This window comes from Tianweitania aestuarii (assembly GCF_018457165.1).
GTDB lineage: Bacteria > Pseudomonadota > Alphaproteobacteria > Rhizobiales > Rhizobiaceae > Tianweitania > Tianweitania aestuarii.
In genome coordinates this window covers 1,133,169-1,149,889 of the sequence record NZ_JAFMNX010000001.1, presented here as the reverse complement: position 1 = coordinate 1,149,889, position 16,721 = coordinate 1,133,169, and the positions used below count along the sequence as shown (strand labels likewise).

The window sequence follows — 16,721 nt, the reverse complement described above, 5'->3', positions numbered from 1 at the left end:
CGTGCGATGGCACAAAGCGTGCAAGTCACGTTCGGCAGCTGCATCGATTTCGATCTCGTCTTCAAAGACCCTGAAGGACAGGCCGAGGATATCAGCGGCGACCGCTTCGCCGTGTTCGACTTCTATCCGGGGATCCTCGCCGATGCCGTGCTGGTGAAGGCCGATCCTACAGCCGGCATCCTGCACTTTCATCTGCCGGCGGAAGCGGCCAGCCAGCTGCTGCCTGTCGACGTGAACCGGCTGCGCATCCTGCGCACCTTTGCCGATGGCTGCCAGGAATCAACCGAAAGATTTGGGATTACCGTTCGATGAGTGGTTTGCGGTTGAGAGAACGAACGGCAACGGTCGACGTGTATGCGACCGGCCGGCCAGGTCCGGCTGGCTTGTTCTGGGACAACGCCGGATGGGCGATTGGCCGGACCTACCGGGTTCATGCCGCCTTGCTGCATGCCGGCTCATCTTATCGATCCCTCCTCGAGCATGAGGCCTCAGCCGAGACTGAGCCCGGTATCGGTTCGCACTGGCGGGAAGCCTGGGAATTGATCGCGGCACGAGCCGAGTTGACGCAGGATTTTCGGGACCTGCAAGCAGCCATCGAACTTGCTGCAAGCAATGCCGGCGATGCTGCAGTGTCGATCAGCGCCGATCGGGCAGCCGTCTCGGATGCCGTCGAGGCGTTCGAAGCGACTGCAAGCGGAGCCCTCCAGACGATCGGCACCGCGGTTGATGAAGCGGAGCAGTCCATCACGCAGACGGCGACAACGGCCAACCAGGCGCTGAACGACACTGCAGGGGCGGCAGGGCAAGCGATCGATCAGACCGCGAGCGCGGCAACGGCGTCGATCACCGAGGCTGCCGAGGCGGTTTCTGAAGATCGCACCGCCGTTGCGGATCTGCGGGAACTGACCCGAAAAGATGCGGAAAACACCGGCAAGGATGCCACGAAGACGAAGCAGGATCGCGACGCTGTTGCTGCCGATGCGGCCATGGCGGCGGCGGCTGTTCGGCCGCTTTATGGCGTCCAGATCTATCGCAGCGATCAGGTCGAAAATGGCGAGTATGCGGCCGAGCGCTTCGAGCCGTTCGGCTCCGTCATCTCGACGATCTACATCGAACTGCTGCAAGGCGCTGGACGGGCCGATGTTCATATGACCATCAACGGCACGATCGTGGCTGGCCCTTGGTCCGTGTCGGACAATGCACGCCAGACAGTGATCGAGGGTTTGTCGATCGCGATCAACAAGGCCGCGAAGGTGTCGTTTCACACTTCGGCAGTGGCCGGCGAGGTCCATGAAATCTGGGCGAGCGCCTACGGGAAGTACAAGACATGAGCATCGTTCCTTATATCGAGCGCCCGCCTTCCGCTCCGCTCGATCCGACCATTGCCCTGCTCGGTGAGCCTGAAGGTGCCGTGTTCGACTTCATCGGCGGCAAGGCTTGGATCGTCGATAAGAAGAACCCGGCCAACACGATGCTGCGCGATATCGGCGATGTGCTGACCAACCCAGGCGCGTCGGCGACAAAACCTCTGCGCCGGACATCAGGCAAATTGGAAAGTGCGCCGTGGTGGGAGAAAGAATTCGACGCCGCAGGGAAGCCTATGGGGATGCGCGTCGAGGAACAGCGCGTGAATGCCTCCACTCGTTCCGAATTTCAGACCGGTCTTAATGCTGGTACATCAGCGCGTGGCGGTCAAATTTTGGAAACATCGTTTCCGCATCTAAGTGAGAATAAGGGCATTGCGTTCAGTGTCGCCACTGAAACAACGTATGTATATAAAGCACACCCTGCCCCCGCAGTTGGCGACACTTGGACGTTCTCGTTCTTCATCGAAATGGATGATGGTTTAGCGCCGAACATTGGCGGAGCGGGGGCAGCTAATGGAAGCGATCATCCGTTTGCCCCCTTCATACACAACGCCCTGCAACCAATGAGCAATTGGGTTGTAACCGACTGCGGAAACAAGCTGTACCGAGTTGCGGTGACGCATACGGCTGTAGCAACAAACTCCCACATCGGGGTTTTAAAATACCCGGGGAACAACGCTAGAACTTTCAAAATCTCGGGTTATCAGATCGAGAAGGCATCCTTCGCCTCGAGCTACACCAAGACTGATGCTTTTGCCGTAACTCGCGCCGCCGATCAGCCCCAGATCCCGACCGGCTTCCTGCCTTACAATTCGGCGGCAGGAACGCTGATCCTTGACGGGATGGCTTATAATTTCGACACGGACACTCGCAATTTCTCCTTGGGCCTATACGGGCCTAATTCGTCTCTCGACTACGCTGCCTTGCTGAAACAGGACCTCACCGGGCGGAACGCCCGCCTTTACGGCGGTACTCGTGGCTACAGCGGAAACGTTAATCCTCAAAATTTCATGGAAATCCTGACGGATTTCACATTTCCGGTTGCGCCTTCACCGAAGAAAACGGCCGTGTCGTGGGGGCCGGATGGTCACTCGGTGGCAACCGGCGTCACTGGATACGCTCAGGACTTCCCGAGCCTCTGGACGCCCTTCAATCTGTCACGACTGGAATTTCGGCCTGCGGACGGCATCATGTGGTACCGATCGGCGATCTACATCCCCCGCAAGCTGGCTGCCAACGAACTCTTGCAAAGGGTCCGCGCATGATCGACCGCATTCACTATATGGCGTGGTGTCTCGACCGCGCCGCCTTCATCCAGTCAATGAGCGAGATCCTGAACCCGCTCACCGGCAACCCGCTGGTGACAGTTGATCCGGACACGGGTGCGCTCGTGCCCGACTTCGGCATTGCCATCGATGAGATCGGCCCGATTGTGAAGGGCGGCGCTTGGGATGAGGATGGCAATGTCGTTGAGGAGCCGACGGTCATCCCCGGCCACCACGTCAACATGTTCGGCTATGGCGACCTGGTTCTCGCGCTGACCTACGGCCTGCCCGACGAAGGCGACATCTTCCAGAGCACGAGGATCCTCGACCTGCTCGACGCATCAATGCACTTCGTGCCGATCGCGGAGCCGGGCATTCCGGCCGGTTGGGAAGGCACGTCGGGCATGAGGATCTTCGACCCGGCCGTGGTGAAAACGCCGGCGCGGGTCTGGGCTTGAAGCGTAAGCCCGGCCGCTGATTGAACTGGGAAACGGCCGGGCTTGTTGCCGGCCAAATACGCTACGCCGCCCGGCTAAGAGCATCGTGCTCTTAGTGGCGTAAAGAACGCGTAAATGCTGCCCGTCGGGCATGGCACGCTGGATCAAAGCATACCTCCATCTTTCTTGCGGACCCTGCATCGCTCATGGCATGCCTCATGGCGGTACTCGACTCGACCATGGCGCACTCTCATCATGAGATTGCCTTGCCCATATTCTCCATCGATTAGCCGGACTCTATCAACGGAATAGGTGGAAACCCAGTGGGTGTCGTCTGAGAACCCAAACACCAAGACGCGAAGAAGACGGATGAAACGTTGCAAGCTTATTCCTGTGCCCGGCGCATGGCTCGCCGACAGGAATTGCAGCTATCGTCCACTCTGTAAAAAGCAAGGTTGATTGATCTGTTTTGCATCGAGATGCCGACGCGGGCCCGGCCGGGAGGTCACCGGAGGAGTAGCCGGGCCCTTGTCGGTCAGCTTCAGGTACCGCGCCCGACATAAACAGCTTGCTTGCTGATCGTTAATCAATGGTAAAAGCGAAGCCGATCTTCATGCTGGATGATGGCCGAGGAAGGTCAGGAAGGCGACGACCGCCAGACCACTGAAGGCAGCTATGAGCATAAAGCAGGCTAGAGCGAATAGCACACGATCCAGCGTGCTTGGCTTGTGATCGTCATAATCATTGTCGTTCATGACGCTAGGGTAGCATCATTTGTTAAGCCCAGCGATCCACGCCTGCATCTTTGATGAAGGTAGGTTTACCATCACTGTCAGGATTTAAAACGAAAGACCCGACCGCAGCGGCATAGCGCTCCGGCCGGGTTGAAGGGCCGAACAGGAGAGAACCATGTCGACTGTGGGCTTGAACACTTCAACGGCTCGGTTGTTCCGGAGCATCCAGCCGCCTCTCTAGGAATTTGCTGAAGGCGCAGCCCCTTAGAAGAAGCCGAAGGCGATCGCCGCCTCATACAATATGTGCACCGTAGCCACTGTGAGCAGCGCGCACGCAGCTAAAAGCAGCACCAAATCTAGCCGAGACACGGCAAGCAAGCTCATCAAATCAATCTTCCAGCCGCAGACATAGCGCGCTGAATTGAACTTCAACGGAGAATTGGAAATGGACCGCACCGTTCCGCTTGCAGCGGCCCGGATGCTCGACTTCGTGCGCGCCACAGAAGTCGGCACCGATGGCCCGTCTGGATACAACGTCATCTACGGCCACAACCAGGACAAGCTGCCAAAGCCAGTCACTCGGATGACGGTCGACGAGATCCTTGGCGCTATGGCCTCATGGTCGAAGCGCTTTGGCTCGTCGGCAACCGCCGGCTATCAGTTCATGCGCTCGACGCTGACGGACCTGAAGCGCGAGCTTCGCCTGCGCGGCACTCAAATCTTCGACGAGGATCTGCAAGACCGTCTCGGCTATCACCTGCTCAAGCGCCGCGGCTATGAGGACTTCATGGCAGGCCGGATCAGCCGCACAGAGTTCGGCAAGCGGCTTTCTCAAGAATGGGCATCGTTCCCGGTGCTGGCTTCCGTGAAGGGCGCGCACCGCGTCGTTGAGCGTGGGCAGAGCTATTACGCTGGCGACGGGCTGAACAAGGCGCTGGTGACGCCGGAGGAGTTCGAGGCTGTCATTGATGACATGAAGGAGCTCGGCGACGCGTTGCCTGCGCTTCCCGCCACTCCTGCGCCGCGCCCTGAAAACGAAGAGCCCATCATCCTCCCGGAGACAGCACCCGTGCCAACCACCAAGCCCCTCACGCCTGTCGAACAGATGAACAAGCCAGTTGCGGGCGCAAAGGCCGGGCTGGCAACCGGCGGCATTAGTGGCGCGATCCTGCTGATCCTGTCGCGGCTCGGCTGGCTGCCGGACGGGCTCGACGATCCCGAGGTCATGCTGGCGATCGGCATAATCGGCGGGTGGCTGCCCGGGCAGATCGGCAGCTTCGTAGCGGCCTACAAGGCGCGCGATCTGCGGTTCATGCCGAAGCGGGCAGAGCCCAGCTGAACAGACGGTCTAGAGGTGCGACGGAATGGTCGAAGAACATGAGAAAATCCTACGTCGCCTTGACGGCATCGAGCGCAACCAAACTGATCAGGCGAAGAGCATTACCGGTCTCGTTCAGCGTGTCTCCGACATAGAAGCCCGCCTTGATGAGCTCGACAGCGATTCTTTGCGCCGGATCGTGAAGTTGGAACCAGAGGTCACTGCTGATCATGAGCGCAAGCGCGCCTGGCGCATCGTCACTGAAACACTGAAGAAGATCGCGCTTTGGCTGTCGGCAATGGCTGGCGGCCTCTACGTCGCGAGCGAAATCGTGAAAGGTCTTGCGAAATGAGGAAGCGTCTGACGTTCCCGAACATCATCGCGGCGATCGTCTGCGTCCTTGCCGTCCCGTGGATGTATTGGGCGATTATGGACCGGAAGCCGGCGGCGTCCAGTGTGTCTGAGGTTATCACCCCGACCGTCATGCAGGGCGACTTCCTTCAGATCGACTATGACGTGATCTGGGCTTCTACATGCGAGATCATCGCCTTCCGCTACATCATCGACGAGATGCAGGTGGAATGGCCGATCTCTGCGCAGCAACGCATTGTCGAGGCTGGTCCGTCCAAGTTCACGATCCGCATTCCGGTGCCTATGGCGGCCGCGCCGGGCAACGCCCTTTATCGCGGCACGCTTCGCTTCGCCTGCAATCCGTGGCAACGCTTTTTTCCACTGGAACAGAACCTGCGCGAGCGGCAGTTCCAGATCGTCGCCAACCCAGAGCTAACATGGCGAAATCGACGAGATGTATTCGAGGGACCGCCGATCATGAGGCGCTTTGCCTGGATGAGGCCTTAGTTGTATGCTTTTCATCTTCCCCGCGTAAAATGCGGGTAAGCGCTTGGTTCGTGCGCATAAGTGTTCTAGCGGCCAGCGACGCGGAACCGCTCTCGCAGCGCTTCAAAATTTGCTGCGAACCCGAATAAGGAAGCCAGCCATGTTCAACATCGCAGGAACCGAGATGCTTGTAATCGCGGTTGTCATGGTCGTGGTTGTAGGCCCTAAGGATATGCCGAAGATGTTGCGCACTTTCGGCAAATTTACTGCGAAGATGTCGTCATTGGCTGGCGACTTCCGCAAGCAGTTCGATGACGCTTTGAAAGAAGCCGAACTCGACGACGTCCGCAAATCGGTCAATGACCTGCGCTCGCTCAATCCCAAGAACGAGATCCGCAAGGCTTTGAACCCGTTTGAAAAGGCTGCGGACGATGTTCGCACCGGGATGGATCAGGTCATGCGGCCGTCCACGCCGGCGCCTTCAACGCCGGCTTCAACGGAAGCAACCGCTGCCGAACCGCTCAAGACCGGTGCGACCGCTGCGCCATCCGCTCTGACAGACGAAGCGCCCAAGGAAGCGTCCGGTCTGGGGGCAGGCGCTCTGGCTCAGCCGGTTGAACCGCTTTCGCCTGTTGCACCAATCGCACCCGCAGCCCCTTTAGCACCAACAAGTGCAGTGGTTACGGAGCCGACGGAGGCACCCTTCGTCGAAACGGCAGCGCCCGCGAAGAAGGCTCGTGCTCCGCGCGGGCCGAAATCTACGGTTGCTGAAGGCCCGGAAGCGCAGAAGACCAAGACGGCTTCGAATAAGCCTACAGCCGAAGCCAAGACCATGAACGGAACGGCAGTTGAAAAGCCCGTCCGCACCCGCAAGCCCAAGGCAACCGGCCTTTGAGCCTAATGTCACGCGACGGGTTGCGACGTTCTCAGTGCCGGGTATTGCCCGCTCGAGTGCACCCGCTTACCGCCTTCCACTGCTACCCTTCTCAAGTATGATCTTGAACGTGAAGACCAGACGGTTACCGGCTCTGATCTCGATGGCCGTTGCCCGTCTTTCACCACCTTTCACATAAGGCTTTACGAAGCTGGTCAGCCTGTCTGATGCCTCCATCTTTGCTGCATCAAGGTTTGCAAGTTCCAGGCCCACATGGTCCACCAGCGAGCTGTCACCATCGCGTAGGTCGAAATAGTAGCGCATCATCACTCCTGCAGTGAGTGCTTCCATCTTTGGCAAACTGGTGCCGCTTCGATCAACGGCACCAGTCGGTCGAGGATCGCTTAGCTCGGACCCAGTAAGAACCTCCAGCCGATCGCGAGCAATGCGCCGAAGATCGCTACGGTCGAGGCGACCGGCACGATGAAATCGACACTCCACATAGATTCTTTTAGATCCTGCTGATCTTTGGGATCTTTGTCTTCGGTAGCCATAAGGGATCATCCCCTTCGAGCATGAGGAGAAAGGCCGCACCTTCGGCGACCATCCATAACTTGGGTTGAAGTGACTAGATCAGCAGTGAAGGCGGAGCACGGGCCTGATACGCGGAAGCGTAACGTCCGCAGAGGTTATCACCGGAGAAGTCAGAACGGCTCTTCTGTAGCGACGGATGGAAGACGTCTTCCTGCTGAGGTGGAAGACCTGCTAGTGGCGGCTTCAGCGCTTGTTTCGCTACGCCACGGGTATCCGCAGCCAGCCAGATTCCACCAGCTTTCGCTGCAACGGTGATCGTTGCACCATCTGCTGTCGCTGAGCCAATAACTGGCTGGAACGTCGGTGCTACATTGACGATCCAGAAAAACGACGCGAGCAGCGCTAAAGCGCATAATCTGAGTGCAGGTGAGGATCGTCTCATGCTTCAGCCCTCGTCATTGAGGCTAAAGCCTTGGAGAGATAACAAACTCCGTGCTTAAAGCGCGGGCTTCCTTTTGCCAATGCTAACCGTCAGCGAAGCTGGGTGCATGCGAATTTTATTGAGCGAATCTTCTAGTTTGTTTTAGTCACCGGACCGCATAGATTGGGCTAACCGGCGTTTGGCCGAGTACCTGAACAGCGACTGAAAGAGACACCGCCATGAGGATTTTCCAGCCTGACGATGGTCTGCCAGAAAAGATCGGCAGTGTTATCGCGATCATAGTTTCCGTCGGTGTGCTAGGTGTGTTTGTCCTAGTCATGCGACCGGTTCTTGGCTTCTGATCTAGTCAGCCCAAGCTGAGACCGGCATGTCGGATGCGGCTTGATGAATGGATGATGCGCAGGCTAGCACAGTTCAGCAACCACTGACTTCAGCATCAATCTGAAGCATATTGTGATGGCCAACGCCGCTTCTTCTGAAGTGGTGCCGGCCTTTTTGAAATTTCCCGTTCAGTTCGTGTTTGCAGCCGATCGGCGCATCAGAATCGAGCGATCGGTCACCGCGCGTGACATGCTCCGTCCAGCAACATTTACCTGACCAAGACGCTTCTTGTTCTCTGGGTCGGCGTAGATCCGGCGATACTCTTCGTAGGTCATTTCTCCAGCGCGATAGCGCTCATATGCAGCTTCAATAGGTGTCACAATCAACCTCGCAGGATAATCAAGGGATGGTCGTCAATTCGACCTGCGGAGCGCTAGTTACGTATCTAATCGGTTGAAGTTGCATGTGTCGGCGGCATAGCTACTTTGCGGCTGCACCAGGGAACCATCACAAAGTTGCCAGCTTTTCCTCGCCAGCTACATCGCAGCATCAGAGGAATGAAGGTTTATGTCCGACGATTATTCGCCGTTTGCCCTGGTTGTAGACGACGACGTTTTCATACGCATGGATGCAGCTTCGATTTTAGAGGATGCCGGCTTCCGCACCTACCAGGCAGGCACAGCCGCTGAAGCGATCGAAATCCTACATCATGCCGGTGAAAGCATTCAGCTGCTTTTTAGCGATGTTGTGATGCCTGGCGGGCGTGACGGCTTCTGGCTCGCGCGCGAGTGCAGCTCGCGCTGGCCGCATATCGGCATCCTGCTTTCATCTGGTCACGTGCGACCAAAGCCAGGAGACCTGCCGGCCGGCGCCGAGTTTGTCGACAAGCCCTTCTCAGCCGAGATCGTTCAGCATCGTGTGAGCCAGATCCTTCCTGATGGTGCGAAGCCAGAGCCGTTGAAGGCAGCTGTGGCTCGTTAGTTGAAAAGCTGTCGCGGCGGCGATCCGAAGCGACGTTTATGCACATCTGGATCTGGGATGAGGCGCGGATAGTGAACCATTTCGCTTCTAGCGTGTTGATAGCAGCGCGGCGGGCATGTTGCCGCATCGAATGAACAAGTGCAGCTTACAGGAGATCCAACATGGGCAGCACCAGCGATAAAATTTCGGGCCTGACCAACGAAGCGATCGGCAACGTTAAGCAGGGCGTCGGCAAGGCAGTTGGAAATGAAAAGCTTCAGGCCGAGGGTGCGGCTCAGGAGTTGAAGGGCGAGACGCAGCAGGCTGTCGGCGACGCCAAGTCTGCGGTAAAGGATGGCGCTGACAAGCTCTCGGATACAGCACACCGGAAGCTATAAAGCTTAAGGCATGAACTTCGAAACGGGCAGGATGTGAGTTCTGCCCGTTTTGCTTTTTGCAGCCTCTGAAGATCGCTGCTAGTGCAAAACTTCTCCTCGATGCAGAACAGTCATCCCGATTTGAATAACACCTGCTGCTTCTGCTAGCTTCATCGCGACCTCTCGCGGTGTGAAGCAGTAGATCAAGCGTGCCATGTCATGCAGTTCGCCCACGACATCGCAGGGGTCTTTGCTGTTGTCGTTAGCTGCCAGATCAATGCCAAGGATAGCCTCACATTGATCGCGGATGGTGTTTGCCGCGCGTCGCAATAGGCTCGCCCGCTCATACTTCGTCAGCTTATCGATTCGTTCGCGGCTTGAACCAGCTCGGAAATGAAGGTGACCGTACTGCTTACCATCACTCCATGTCCGGCACTGCACCAGCGGTATAAAGAACAGTCGGCTCACCGTATTCACCGAGCGCCACGTCAGCCACACGAGACCAAGCAATAACGCCGGCGTGTTTCTCAACGAGCCCCTTGGCAATGCGGATCGCCCTCTCTTCGCTCTGCTGATCAGCCGGGCCGAAGACCGTCTGCAACTCGCCCTCTTCGTCTCGGTCGAAAGCCATTACAACGATCAGCTTCGGAAGTTTTGTCTGCTCTGCCATGGCCGCATGATGATGCAGATGAACGAGCGTCACAAGGGCTACCGTAAATCATGAAGCTGGCCGTTCGCTAAGCGCTGGCCCATCGGCAGCAGTTGTCCACATAGCCGCAAGGGCAACCTGAAGGCAGCTAGTCGCGCCTTCTTGTTCGCGCTATGTTCTCGCCTATGTTGTCGCCCGTTACCATCCCCTCGAACCCGTTGCGGAACCAGTATCGCTTAGTGCGAATCATGGTACCTGCCGGCTTCCCCTCGCCTGCTTCCGATGACCAGGAAGACACGGTTGATCCTTTCGCCTGGGTTGTTCGCCATGAGGCTGCAACCTTCTGGTGGCGGGTGTCGGGCGACAGCCTAGTCGATGAAGGTATCTGCGACGGCGACCTGGTTGCCGTCGACCGTGCCGGCAAGGCGCGGCCGGGACGAATCGTTGTGGCCGTTGTGGATGGTGGCGTGACGATCAAGCAGCTGACGCGCCGGGATGGAGAGCTCTGGCTGATGCCGCGCTCGAGGGGTGGTGACTTCAAGCCGATCAAGGTGACCGAGGATACGCAGCTTTGGGGTGTCGTCGCCGGCGTCGTGCGCCGTTATCCGATCGACTAAAGCCATGCCCGAGCCGATCGCGCTGATCGATTGCAACAATTTCTACGTGTCCTGTGAGCGGGTCTTCGATCAGCGCCTGCTGGGCATTCCAGTTGTTGTGCTGTCTAACAATGATGGCTGCGCAATCGCGCGTTCGGAGGAAGCGAAGGTCCTCGGCATCAAGATGGGCGAGCCGGTGCACCTGTTCCGCGACAAGGTTGAGCGTCACGGCATCAAGATCCTGTCGTCCAACTACACGCTGTATGGCGACATGAGCCGAAGGGTCGTGGCCGCGCTGCACGCCTTCTCGCCTTCGCTCGAAGTCTACTCAATCGACGAAACCTTCGTTGACATGACCGGCTTCGGCAGCCGCATGGTGCCGCACGCCGCGGCAATGCGCGATGCCGTGCGAACACTCACCGGCATCCCGACTTGTGTTGGCATTGGTCCAACCAAGACGATGGCGAAGCTGGCCAATCATGCGGCCAAGAAAAACCCGGTCTTTGGTGGCGTTTGCGACATGATGGAGAAAGGTGTCGCCGATTTCGTCATGCGGCGGATCGAAGTGGGTGAAGTGTGGGGCGTCGGCTCGCGCACGGAAGCCAAGCTTGCGTCGCAGGGCGTACGCACCGTTTCCGATCTGCGCGACATGCCGATGGCATTGGCGAGGAAGGTGGGAACGGTGGTTCTCGAGCGAACCGTTGCGGAACTGCAGGGCGTGCGCTGCCTGGACATCGAGGATGTCGAACCGCAGCGAAAGGGTATGGCTGTGACGCGCTCGCCTGGCGTGCCGATCACCGATCTCGACACGATGTGCCGCGCCATCACGGCGCATGCGACACGCGCGGCCGAGAAGCTGCGCAACCACGATCTTGTCGCCGGCACGCTGACGGTCTTCTATCACACCAATCCGCATCGTCCTGACAGACCACAGCGCCATGCCAGCCGAAGTCTCGCGCTCAAGCCAATGTCGTCGAACACCTTCGACCTCGTTGAAGCGGCTTTGCGCGGGGTTCGTTCGTCCTGGCGATCAGACAAACCTTACGGCTTCACCAAGGCCGGCGTCATCCTCGATGATCTGCTCAAGCCTGATGAAGCGCCCCGCATGCTGTTCGAACCGCTGAAGCCGCGCAAGGCGCAGCTGATGAACGCGCTCGACCAAGTGAACGATCGCTTTGGAAAAAAGACCTTGGTGTTGGCTAGTGAAGGGTTCGATCGCCGCTGGCACATGAAGGCGGATATGCGAACGCCGCGCTACACAACCCGGATCAGCGATCTGCCGGTGCTTCGGGTGTAGAATCGATACCATCCGCAGCAAGGTGCTTGTCGACCAAGGCGCCGAAGTCGGAGTAAGTCATGCCGGCAACGTGCAGGATCCTCGCGATCGTCTCTGTGCCCGGGAAGCGCAGCGCACTCTTGAGCGTTCGTTTGGACTTGTTGAACGCCGTAGAGTCGTTCCCTGCAAGGATCGACAGGCGCGAAACCGAGACACCGCGTCGAGCGGCCACTTCGTCGATTGCTGCCCATACGGCAGTGTGCTGACGCTTTAACACGTCGTCATCGATCTCTCGTGGGGTTGGCGCCCATGGCTTTCTGCCGGCCGTCAGCGTCAACGGCACCATGGCTCCCGCCGGCCAGACCATGGACGCGCTAGACCTTCTTCCACGAGGATGTCACCGACGTCACGACCATCGACTGTAATGGTGGCAAGGGTTCTGCCATGCCGATCTTTCAATCGGCCGTCTTGAGGGTCGCCGCGATGTAGGGTGATCTTGCCCGATGCTAGCAGCTTGGCGAGACGAGCCTTTGCTACTGCAGCCAGGCGGCGCTCGGCATCACATTGCGGCTTCCGCAGTTCGGGTGCATCGATGTTGGCGATCCGGATGCGTTCGCGACCGATGCGGATCGTGTCACCATCCGTAATCGATGGGATCGGCATCCTCTCAGCCATGACTGCGGATGGAAAAACCGCAAGCAAGCTGGCGAACAGGTGGGCATGTCGAAGCACTCTCATAGTGGCATTTCCCATGGGTCCACAGAAAGGGTCAATGTCCCTCTTGCGAGTTTCAACTTTCTGCTTTAAACGCCCCGATCAGACGCAGATAAACGCGAAACATGGTTTGAAAAGTCAGGAACTTTCCCTGGCCTGTCACGCCGGAGGTCGCGGGTTCGAGCCCCGTCACTCGCGCCATTCTCGTCAAAGGGTTAGACAGAACCCTTAAAGCAGAAGATTTCCTTTCTTCTGAATTATAGCTTGGACTGAACCTCTGGCATCAAGCCGCTTTCGGCCATGTTGAGGGCGATTAGCTCAGTTGGTAGAGCGCCTCGTTTACACCGAGGATGTCGGGAGTTCGAGTCTCTCATCGCCCACCATCTTCTCCCCTACCACGAGCGCTCGACTGATAATCTGCTCCAGATCACCGCACGTGGTGCTTGGGTCGTGTGCAGCGCTGCTTTCCCCATGCAGTTCGGATCAGTGCGGCGATATAAACTTAAAGTCAGCTGCTTCGTGTTCGGCAAAGCGCCCCTATCGCCATTAGACGAAAAATACTCGCAGAAGTTTCACTGCTTTCATTGACGCTCCGTGCTCGGCTGTTTCCTTTTGTTCAGCATTTCATGCCTTAAAATAAGGCAGGCCTGGCGCATGCGCTCGCACCGGGTGAGGCACGCAGCCGAAGGAAGAGGTTCGACCGACTCCGTGTAAACGATGGGCGCTGAAGGCCTGTTCTGTGTACGGTTTTATTTCGCGACTAGCAGCCGATTACGCGCCCGGACTTGTGGCCGGCGCCATTCTCATCTGCCTTATCGGTTCGTGGCTCCTCGTCGGCCTTCTGCGTCAGTCCCGGCGTACACGCAGCAATGACCGGTTCTGGTGGCTGGCTGCCACGGCCATTGTCGCGGGCGTCACGGTTTGGACAACCCACTTTCTCGCCATGCTCGGCTACCGCGCCGATCTTGCGATGTTCTACGACCTGCACTGGACGCTGCTTTCCATGGGCATCAGCGTTCTCGCCGTCGGCGTGCCCCTGACCGCAACTGTCTTCTTTACACAACAACCGGTTCGGATCGCGCTCGGCGCGGGCGCTGGCCTCGGCGTCGGCGCCATGCACTTCACGGGCATGGCAGCCATCGTTGGCTGCCTGCAAACACAGTCTCTGCCCGCTGCCGTAGTCGGCTGCGTTTTAGGGGCGGCCTGTTATGCAGCTGCCATGGCCATTACCGGCCGGTATCAAACGCGCCTGATCAAGACGCTTCTGTTTACGAGTGGCGTTTGCGCCACCCATTTCATCTCCACATCCGGCGTGACGCTGACACAGTTGCCGGGCTTCCAGACGATCAGGCAGATCGATCAGATCCTGGGCTTCCTCACAGGCGGCGCATCGCTCGTCCTGTTTGCTGGAGCCATGGCGTCCCTGACGGCATCCAAGCGTCTTCGCCTTCAGGAACAGGCACACACGTCGATCCTGGCGACCGCCCTCGACAACATGTCGAACGGCCTGTTGTTCATCGGCGAAGATCATCGCCTGCGCTTGTTCAACGATCGCTTTCTTCAGCTGTTCGGCATCGGCAAGGGCGTGATCTATCGCGGCATGAGTGTGCCAGAGCTGATTATGCGCGTTTCGGAAAGCAACCGCTGGAGCAAGGAAGAAAACCAACGCATCACGCAGCGCATGAAGAGCATCATGAGGCTCTCGCATTCCGAGACGTTCGAGTACCGCTTTTCAGATGAGCGGCTTCTGGAGGTCGTCAGCGGCCCCGTCCAAGGTGGTATCGTCCTGACCTTCGACGACAAGACCGTGGAGCGAAAGGCACAGCTGCGCATCGAGCACATGGCCTATCATGATCCCCTCACCGCACTGGCAAACCGCCATGCGCTGCAGCAACGGATGGAAGAAGGTTTCGCGCCCAAGCGCCTTTACAAGCTGCTGCTGGTTGACCTGGATCGCTTCAAGGCCGTCAACGACACGTTCGGACATTCCGTCGGCGACCAGCTTCTGGTGGCTGTCGCCGACCGGATTCGCAACGTGACGGGGGACAACGATTTCGTCGCGCGCTACGGCGGCGATGAACTGGCCGTTCTGGTTTATGGCGACTTCGATCTTTCCATGGCCGTGGCGAACAACATCGTCGATGCCATGAGCCAGCCCTTCTTCATTCAGGACTTCACCATATCGATCGGCTGCAGCATCGGCATGTGCTGCACCGACGACGCACAAGACGTCAACGAGTTGATGCAGCGTGCCGATCTCGCGCTCTACCAGGCCAAACATGCCGGGCGCGGTCAGGCTGTTTGTTATCAACCGGGCATGATCGAGCAGATTGCAGCCCGTCGCCAGCTCGAGCAGGACATCGACGTTGCCATCGAGCAGCGGCAGTTCCACCTCGCCTATCAGCCCATCCTCTCGCTCAACGACGATCGCATCGTAGGCTACGAAGCCTTGATCCGCTGGAATCATCCGATCCGCGGTTCTGTTTCGCCGGTCGACTTCATTCCGCTGGCGGAAGAGACCGGACAGATTCTGGCGATCGGCCAGTGGGTACTAGAGGAAGCGTGCCGCGAAGCCGCGTCCTGGGCTGACGATCAGAGCGTTGCCGTCAACATTTCTCCCGTGCAGTTCAAGTCGCCCTCCCTGACCGGCTGTATCGCGACCGCACTCGCAGAAAGCGGACTATCGCCACACCGGTTGGAAGTGGAGCTGACGGAGACGGCTTTGGTGACCGACGGCAAAGCTCTGGCCCACATTCTTGTTGAACTGAGAGCCCTCGGCATCAAGGTCGCCATGGATGATTTCGGCACGGGTTATTCGTCGTTTGCCCATCTGCGAGACTTCCCCATTGATCGCATCAAGATCGACCGGAGCTTCGTTGCCGCCGCGCTGACCGACAGTCACGCCATGGCCGTTCTCAGGGCCATTACGCAGCTCGGACGGGATATGCACGTGCCGACACTCGCAGAGGGTGTGGAAACACAGGACCAGCTTGATCTCGTGCGCCGCCTTGGATGCGACGACGTGCAAGGCTACCTGATCGGCAAGCCTGAACGGCTGGATGTCGCTCCCATGGCTGAAAAGCAGTACGCCTAGCCTTGCCGGCCAAGGCAGGTGATCGCAAGACGCTTGAATGTAGCGGTTGATCGCAGGTCTCTCGTTCTGCAACCTGAGGGTACGTTACGCATTACATAGCAACCTATTTAGTTTATCGAAAGCGCTTTGCATGAGTGAGGCTTCCGTCCGGTCTTCCTTTCTTCCGCAGCTTGGGGTGGTCACCCGCAAGATGCGGACGCTTTATGATGCACAGCTGAAGACGCAGGAACTGAGCCTTTCGCGCGCGCGTCTGCTCTTCCATCTTTCTGCGCGGGAAGGCGCGACCCAGAAAGAGCTCGCGAGCCTTCTGGCCGTTGAGCAGCCTTCGATGGTGACCTTGATCGACGCGATGGAGAAAAGTGGCTTTATCCGCCGCGTGGCACTTTCTAGCGATCGGCGTTCGAAGGGTATCTTCATGACGGACCGTGCTCGCGAAGCCACCACCAGGCTCATGCGCCTTACCGAGGAATTCAACGAGATGGTTCTGGCCGGCATCGATGACGCCGAGCTCGCTGTGGTGCAACGCGTGCTGCAGCGCATGTTCGACAATATTAGCGAAGCGGGCTGATTGCCGCTGTTCCCCTACCTGGCGGCAATAAAAAAGGGCGGGAATGACCCGCCCTTAAAAGAAACTGATTTTGCGCCGGCTTAGCCGTTCACGGAATCCTTAAGGCCCTTGCCGGCCGAGAACTTCGGTACGTTGCGAGCAGGGATCTTCACTTCGGCGCCGGTCTGCGGATTGCGGCCGGTGGTTGCTTCGCGCTTCGAAACGCTGAAGTTGCCGAAGCCGACGAGACGGACGTCGCCGCCATTCTTCAGCTCTGCGGTGATTGCAGCGAAGACAGCGTCGACAGCAGCGGCAGCTTCGTTCTTGCCCAGGCTGGCGGACTCGGACACTGCGGCTACGAGTTCATTCTTGTTCATCG

Annotated in this window: 24 protein-coding genes and 1 tRNA gene; 16 read left to right on the top strand and 9 right to left on the bottom strand. The window is 58.4% G+C overall.

Annotated elements, in window-relative coordinates:
- The first annotated feature begins 6 nt into the window (after positions 1-6).
- The 4 genes from JYU29_RS05610 to JYU29_RS05595 are packed head-to-tail and all read left to right on the top strand — an operon-like array spanning position 7 to position 3,090.
- The gene (locus JYU29_RS05610) at positions 7-312 is read left to right on the top strand and encodes a hypothetical protein (RefSeq protein ID WP_213983717.1); all 306 of its coding nucleotides are present in this window, start codon (positions 7-9) and stop codon (positions 310-312) included.
- Complete coding sequence (locus JYU29_RS05605) at positions 309-1,331, top strand: hypothetical protein (RefSeq protein ID WP_213983716.1); 1,023 nt, start codon at positions 309-311, stop codon at positions 1,329-1,331. The genes JYU29_RS05610 and JYU29_RS05605 overlap by 4 nt, the downstream gene beginning before the upstream one ends.
- Positions 1,328-2,632, top strand: a complete 1,305-nt coding sequence (locus JYU29_RS05600) for a phage head spike fiber domain-containing protein (protein WP_213983715.1) — start codon at positions 1,328-1,330, stop codon at positions 2,630-2,632. The genes JYU29_RS05605 and JYU29_RS05600 overlap by 4 nt, the downstream gene beginning before the upstream one ends.
- The gene (locus JYU29_RS05595; RefSeq protein ID WP_213983714.1) at positions 2,629-3,090 is read left to right on the top strand and encodes a hypothetical protein; all 462 of its coding nucleotides are present in this window, start codon (positions 2,629-2,631) and stop codon (positions 3,088-3,090) included. The genes JYU29_RS05600 and JYU29_RS05595 overlap by 4 nt, the downstream gene beginning before the upstream one ends.
- 590 nt (positions 3,091-3,680) lie before the next feature.
- On the opposite strand, the gene JYU29_RS05590 is transcribed toward JYU29_RS05595, so the two are convergent.
- Complete coding sequence (locus JYU29_RS05590; protein WP_213983713.1) at positions 3,681-3,824, bottom strand: hypothetical protein; 144 nt, start codon at positions 3,822-3,824, stop codon at positions 3,681-3,683.
- Positions 3,825-4,248: 424 nt separating this feature from the next.
- On the opposite strand from JYU29_RS05590, the gene JYU29_RS05585 reads away from it, so the two are divergent.
- The 4 genes from JYU29_RS05585 (at position 4,249) to tatB (ending at position 6,853) form a co-directional block, all read left to right on the top strand.
- Positions 4,249-5,142 carry a lysozyme family protein gene (locus JYU29_RS05585; protein ID WP_213983712.1) on the top strand — a complete coding sequence of 298 codons (894 nt, stop codon included), beginning with the start codon at positions 4,249-4,251 and terminating at the stop codon, positions 5,140-5,142.
- A gap of 25 nt (positions 5,143-5,167) precedes the next feature.
- Complete coding sequence (locus tag JYU29_RS05580; RefSeq protein ID WP_213983711.1) at positions 5,168-5,473, top strand: hypothetical protein; 306 nt, start codon at positions 5,168-5,170, stop codon at positions 5,471-5,473.
- A complete protein-coding gene (locus JYU29_RS05575; RefSeq protein ID WP_213983710.1) occupies positions 5,470-5,979 on the top strand; it encodes a hypothetical protein in 510 nt (169 codons plus the stop codon). The genes JYU29_RS05580 and JYU29_RS05575 overlap by 4 nt, the downstream gene beginning before the upstream one ends.
- A gap of 139 nt (positions 5,980-6,118) precedes the next feature.
- The gene (gene tatB / locus JYU29_RS05570; protein WP_213983709.1) at positions 6,119-6,853 is read left to right on the top strand and encodes a Sec-independent protein translocase protein TatB; all 735 of its coding nucleotides are present in this window, start codon (positions 6,119-6,121) and stop codon (positions 6,851-6,853) included.
- Positions 6,854-6,919: 66 nt separating this feature from the next.
- On the opposite strand, the gene JYU29_RS05565 is transcribed toward tatB, so the two are convergent.
- The 3 genes from JYU29_RS05565 to JYU29_RS05555 all read right to left on the bottom strand — a co-directional run bounded on the left by JYU29_RS05565 (position 6,920) and on the right by JYU29_RS05555 (position 7,808).
- A complete protein-coding gene (locus tag JYU29_RS05565) occupies positions 6,920-7,159 on the bottom strand; it encodes a DUF6894 family protein (RefSeq protein ID WP_213983708.1) in 240 nt (79 codons plus the stop codon).
- 77 nt (positions 7,160-7,236) lie between these two features.
- A complete protein-coding gene (locus JYU29_RS05560) occupies positions 7,237-7,386 on the bottom strand; it encodes a hypothetical protein (RefSeq protein WP_213983707.1) in 150 nt (49 codons plus the stop codon).
- A gap of 74 nt (positions 7,387-7,460) precedes the next feature.
- Positions 7,461-7,808 (bottom strand): hypothetical protein, encoded by a 348-nt coding sequence (locus JYU29_RS05555; RefSeq protein WP_213983706.1) that lies wholly within the window; start codon positions 7,806-7,808, stop codon positions 7,461-7,463.
- Between the two features lie 456 nt (positions 7,809-8,264).
- Here JYU29_RS05555 and JYU29_RS05550 point away from each other — a divergent pair, with 456 nt between their 5' ends.
- From JYU29_RS05550 to JYU29_RS05540, 3 genes are all read left to right on the top strand, one after another.
- Entirely contained in the window at positions 8,265-8,405 is a 141-nt protein-coding gene (locus JYU29_RS05550; protein WP_213983705.1) for a hypothetical protein, read from the top strand.
- Positions 8,406-8,696: 291 nt separating this feature from the next.
- Complete coding sequence (locus JYU29_RS05545) at positions 8,697-9,110, top strand: response regulator (protein WP_213983704.1); 414 nt, start codon at positions 8,697-8,699, stop codon at positions 9,108-9,110.
- 161 nt (positions 9,111-9,271) lie between these two features.
- Positions 9,272-9,487 (top strand): CsbD family protein, encoded by a 216-nt coding sequence (locus JYU29_RS05540; RefSeq protein WP_213983703.1) that lies wholly within the window; start codon positions 9,272-9,274, stop codon positions 9,485-9,487.
- Positions 9,488-9,565: 78 nt separating this feature from the next.
- Here JYU29_RS05540 and JYU29_RS05535 read toward each other — a convergent pair whose 3' ends face one another.
- Positions 9,566-9,934 (bottom strand): hypothetical protein, encoded by a 369-nt coding sequence (locus JYU29_RS05535; protein WP_213983702.1) that lies wholly within the window; start codon positions 9,932-9,934, stop codon positions 9,566-9,568.
- Positions 9,885-10,136 carry a hypothetical protein gene (locus JYU29_RS05530; RefSeq protein ID WP_213984289.1) on the bottom strand — a complete coding sequence of 84 codons (252 nt, stop codon included), beginning with the start codon at positions 10,134-10,136 and terminating at the stop codon, positions 9,885-9,887. The genes JYU29_RS05535 and JYU29_RS05530 overlap by 50 nt, the downstream gene beginning before the upstream one ends.
- A gap of 227 nt (positions 10,137-10,363) precedes the next feature.
- Between JYU29_RS05530 and JYU29_RS05525 the strand changes: the two genes are divergently transcribed.
- Together JYU29_RS05525 and JYU29_RS05520 are read left to right on the top strand one after the other, a co-directional pair.
- Positions 10,364-10,732 (top strand): LexA family protein, encoded by a 369-nt coding sequence (locus tag JYU29_RS05525; protein WP_250157186.1) that lies wholly within the window; start codon positions 10,364-10,366, stop codon positions 10,730-10,732.
- Between the two features lie 4 nt (positions 10,733-10,736).
- Entirely contained in the window at positions 10,737-12,008 is a 1,272-nt protein-coding gene (locus JYU29_RS05520; protein ID WP_213983700.1) for a Y-family DNA polymerase, read from the top strand.
- Here JYU29_RS05520 and JYU29_RS05515 read toward each other — a convergent pair.
- Positions 11,980-12,333, bottom strand: a complete 354-nt coding sequence (locus tag JYU29_RS05515) for a hypothetical protein (RefSeq protein WP_213983699.1) — start codon at positions 12,331-12,333, stop codon at positions 11,980-11,982. The two genes, JYU29_RS05520 and JYU29_RS05515, sit on opposite strands and share 29 nt — an antisense overlap.
- Positions 12,321-12,650, bottom strand: coding sequence for a thermonuclease family protein (locus tag JYU29_RS05510; RefSeq protein ID WP_213983698.1), 330 nt, complete (start codon positions 12,648-12,650; stop codon positions 12,321-12,323). The genes JYU29_RS05515 and JYU29_RS05510 overlap by 13 nt, the downstream gene beginning before the upstream one ends.
- A 358-nt stretch (positions 12,651-13,008) precedes the next feature.
- Between JYU29_RS05510 and JYU29_RS05505 the strand changes: the two genes are divergently transcribed.
- The 3 genes from JYU29_RS05505 (at position 13,009) to JYU29_RS05495 (ending at position 16,363) form a co-directional block, all read left to right on the top strand.
- Positions 13,009-13,084, top strand: a tRNA-Val gene (locus JYU29_RS05505).
- A 356-nt stretch (positions 13,085-13,440) separates the two neighbouring features.
- A complete protein-coding gene (locus JYU29_RS05500) occupies positions 13,441-15,795 on the top strand; it encodes a bifunctional diguanylate cyclase/phosphodiesterase (RefSeq protein WP_213983697.1) in 2,355 nt (784 codons plus the stop codon).
- 46 nt (positions 15,796-15,841) lie between these two features.
- Positions 15,842-16,363: a MarR family winged helix-turn-helix transcriptional regulator gene (locus JYU29_RS05495; RefSeq protein ID WP_213983696.1), complete on the top strand. Its 522-nt coding sequence runs from the start codon at positions 15,842-15,844 to the stop codon at positions 16,361-16,363.
- Positions 16,364-16,443: 80 nt separating this feature from the next.
- On the opposite strand, the gene JYU29_RS05490 is transcribed toward JYU29_RS05495, so the two are convergent.
- The gene (locus JYU29_RS05490; protein WP_189501534.1) at positions 16,444-16,719 is read right to left on the bottom strand and encodes an HU family DNA-binding protein; all 276 of its coding nucleotides are present in this window, start codon (positions 16,717-16,719) and stop codon (positions 16,444-16,446) included.
- Between the last annotated feature and the right edge of the window lie 2 nt (positions 16,720-16,721).

What these genes read in the sequence shown, in the direction of transcription:
- JYU29_RS05545 (WP_213983704.1), top strand. Translation starts at nt 8,697, where the DNA reads ATGTCCGACGATTATTCGCCGTTTGCCCTGGTTGTAGACGACGACGTT.
- JYU29_RS05510 (WP_213983698.1), bottom strand. Translation starts at nt 12,650, where the DNA reads ATGCCGATCCCATCGATTACGGATGGTGACACGATCCGCATCGGTCGC.
- JYU29_RS05575 (WP_213983710.1), top strand. Translation starts at nt 5,470, where the DNA reads ATGAGGAAGCGTCTGACGTTCCCGAACATCATCGCGGCGATCGTCTGC.
- JYU29_RS05490 (WP_189501534.1), bottom strand. Translation starts at nt 16,719, where the DNA reads ATGAACAAGAATGAACTCGTAGCCGCAGTGTCCGAGTCCGCCAGCCTG.
- JYU29_RS05605 (WP_213983716.1), top strand. Translation starts at nt 309, where the DNA reads ATGAGTGGTTTGCGGTTGAGAGAACGAACGGCAACGGTCGACGTGTAT.
- JYU29_RS05585 (WP_213983712.1), top strand. Translation starts at nt 4,249, where the DNA reads ATGGACCGCACCGTTCCGCTTGCAGCGGCCCGGATGCTCGACTTCGTG.
- JYU29_RS05520 (WP_213983700.1), top strand. Translation starts at nt 10,737, where the DNA reads ATGCCCGAGCCGATCGCGCTGATCGATTGCAACAATTTCTACGTGTCC.
- JYU29_RS05555 (WP_213983706.1), bottom strand. Translation starts at nt 7,808, where the DNA reads ATGAGACGATCCTCACCTGCACTCAGATTATGCGCTTTAGCGCTGCTC.
- JYU29_RS05565 (WP_213983708.1), bottom strand. Translation starts at nt 7,159, where the DNA reads ATGATGCGCTACTATTTCGACCTACGCGATGGTGACAGCTCGCTGGTG.
- JYU29_RS05530 (WP_213984289.1), bottom strand. Translation starts at nt 10,136, where the DNA reads ATGGCAGAGCAGACAAAACTTCCGAAGCTGATCGTTGTAATGGCTTTC.
- JYU29_RS05560 (WP_213983707.1), bottom strand. Translation starts at nt 7,386, where the DNA reads ATGGCTACCGAAGACAAAGATCCCAAAGATCAGCAGGATCTAAAAGAA.
- JYU29_RS05550 (WP_213983705.1), top strand. Translation starts at nt 8,265, where the DNA reads ATGGCCAACGCCGCTTCTTCTGAAGTGGTGCCGGCCTTTTTGAAATTT.
- tatB (WP_213983709.1), top strand. Translation starts at nt 6,119, where the DNA reads ATGTTCAACATCGCAGGAACCGAGATGCTTGTAATCGCGGTTGTCATG.
- JYU29_RS05600 (WP_213983715.1), top strand. Translation starts at nt 1,328, where the DNA reads ATGAGCATCGTTCCTTATATCGAGCGCCCGCCTTCCGCTCCGCTCGAT.
- JYU29_RS05580 (WP_213983711.1), top strand. Translation starts at nt 5,168, where the DNA reads ATGGTCGAAGAACATGAGAAAATCCTACGTCGCCTTGACGGCATCGAG.
- JYU29_RS05525 (WP_250157186.1), top strand. Translation starts at nt 10,364, where the DNA reads ATGGTACCTGCCGGCTTCCCCTCGCCTGCTTCCGATGACCAGGAAGAC.
- JYU29_RS05540 (WP_213983703.1), top strand. Translation starts at nt 9,272, where the DNA reads ATGGGCAGCACCAGCGATAAAATTTCGGGCCTGACCAACGAAGCGATC.
- JYU29_RS05595 (WP_213983714.1), top strand. Translation starts at nt 2,629, where the DNA reads ATGATCGACCGCATTCACTATATGGCGTGGTGTCTCGACCGCGCCGCC.
- JYU29_RS05515 (WP_213983699.1), bottom strand. Translation starts at nt 12,333, where the DNA reads ATGGTGCCGTTGACGCTGACGGCCGGCAGAAAGCCATGGGCGCCAACC.
- JYU29_RS05590 (WP_213983713.1), bottom strand. Translation starts at nt 3,824, where the DNA reads ATGAACGACAATGATTATGACGATCACAAGCCAAGCACGCTGGATCGT.
- JYU29_RS05610 (WP_213983717.1), top strand. Translation starts at nt 7, where the DNA reads ATGGCACAAAGCGTGCAAGTCACGTTCGGCAGCTGCATCGATTTCGAT.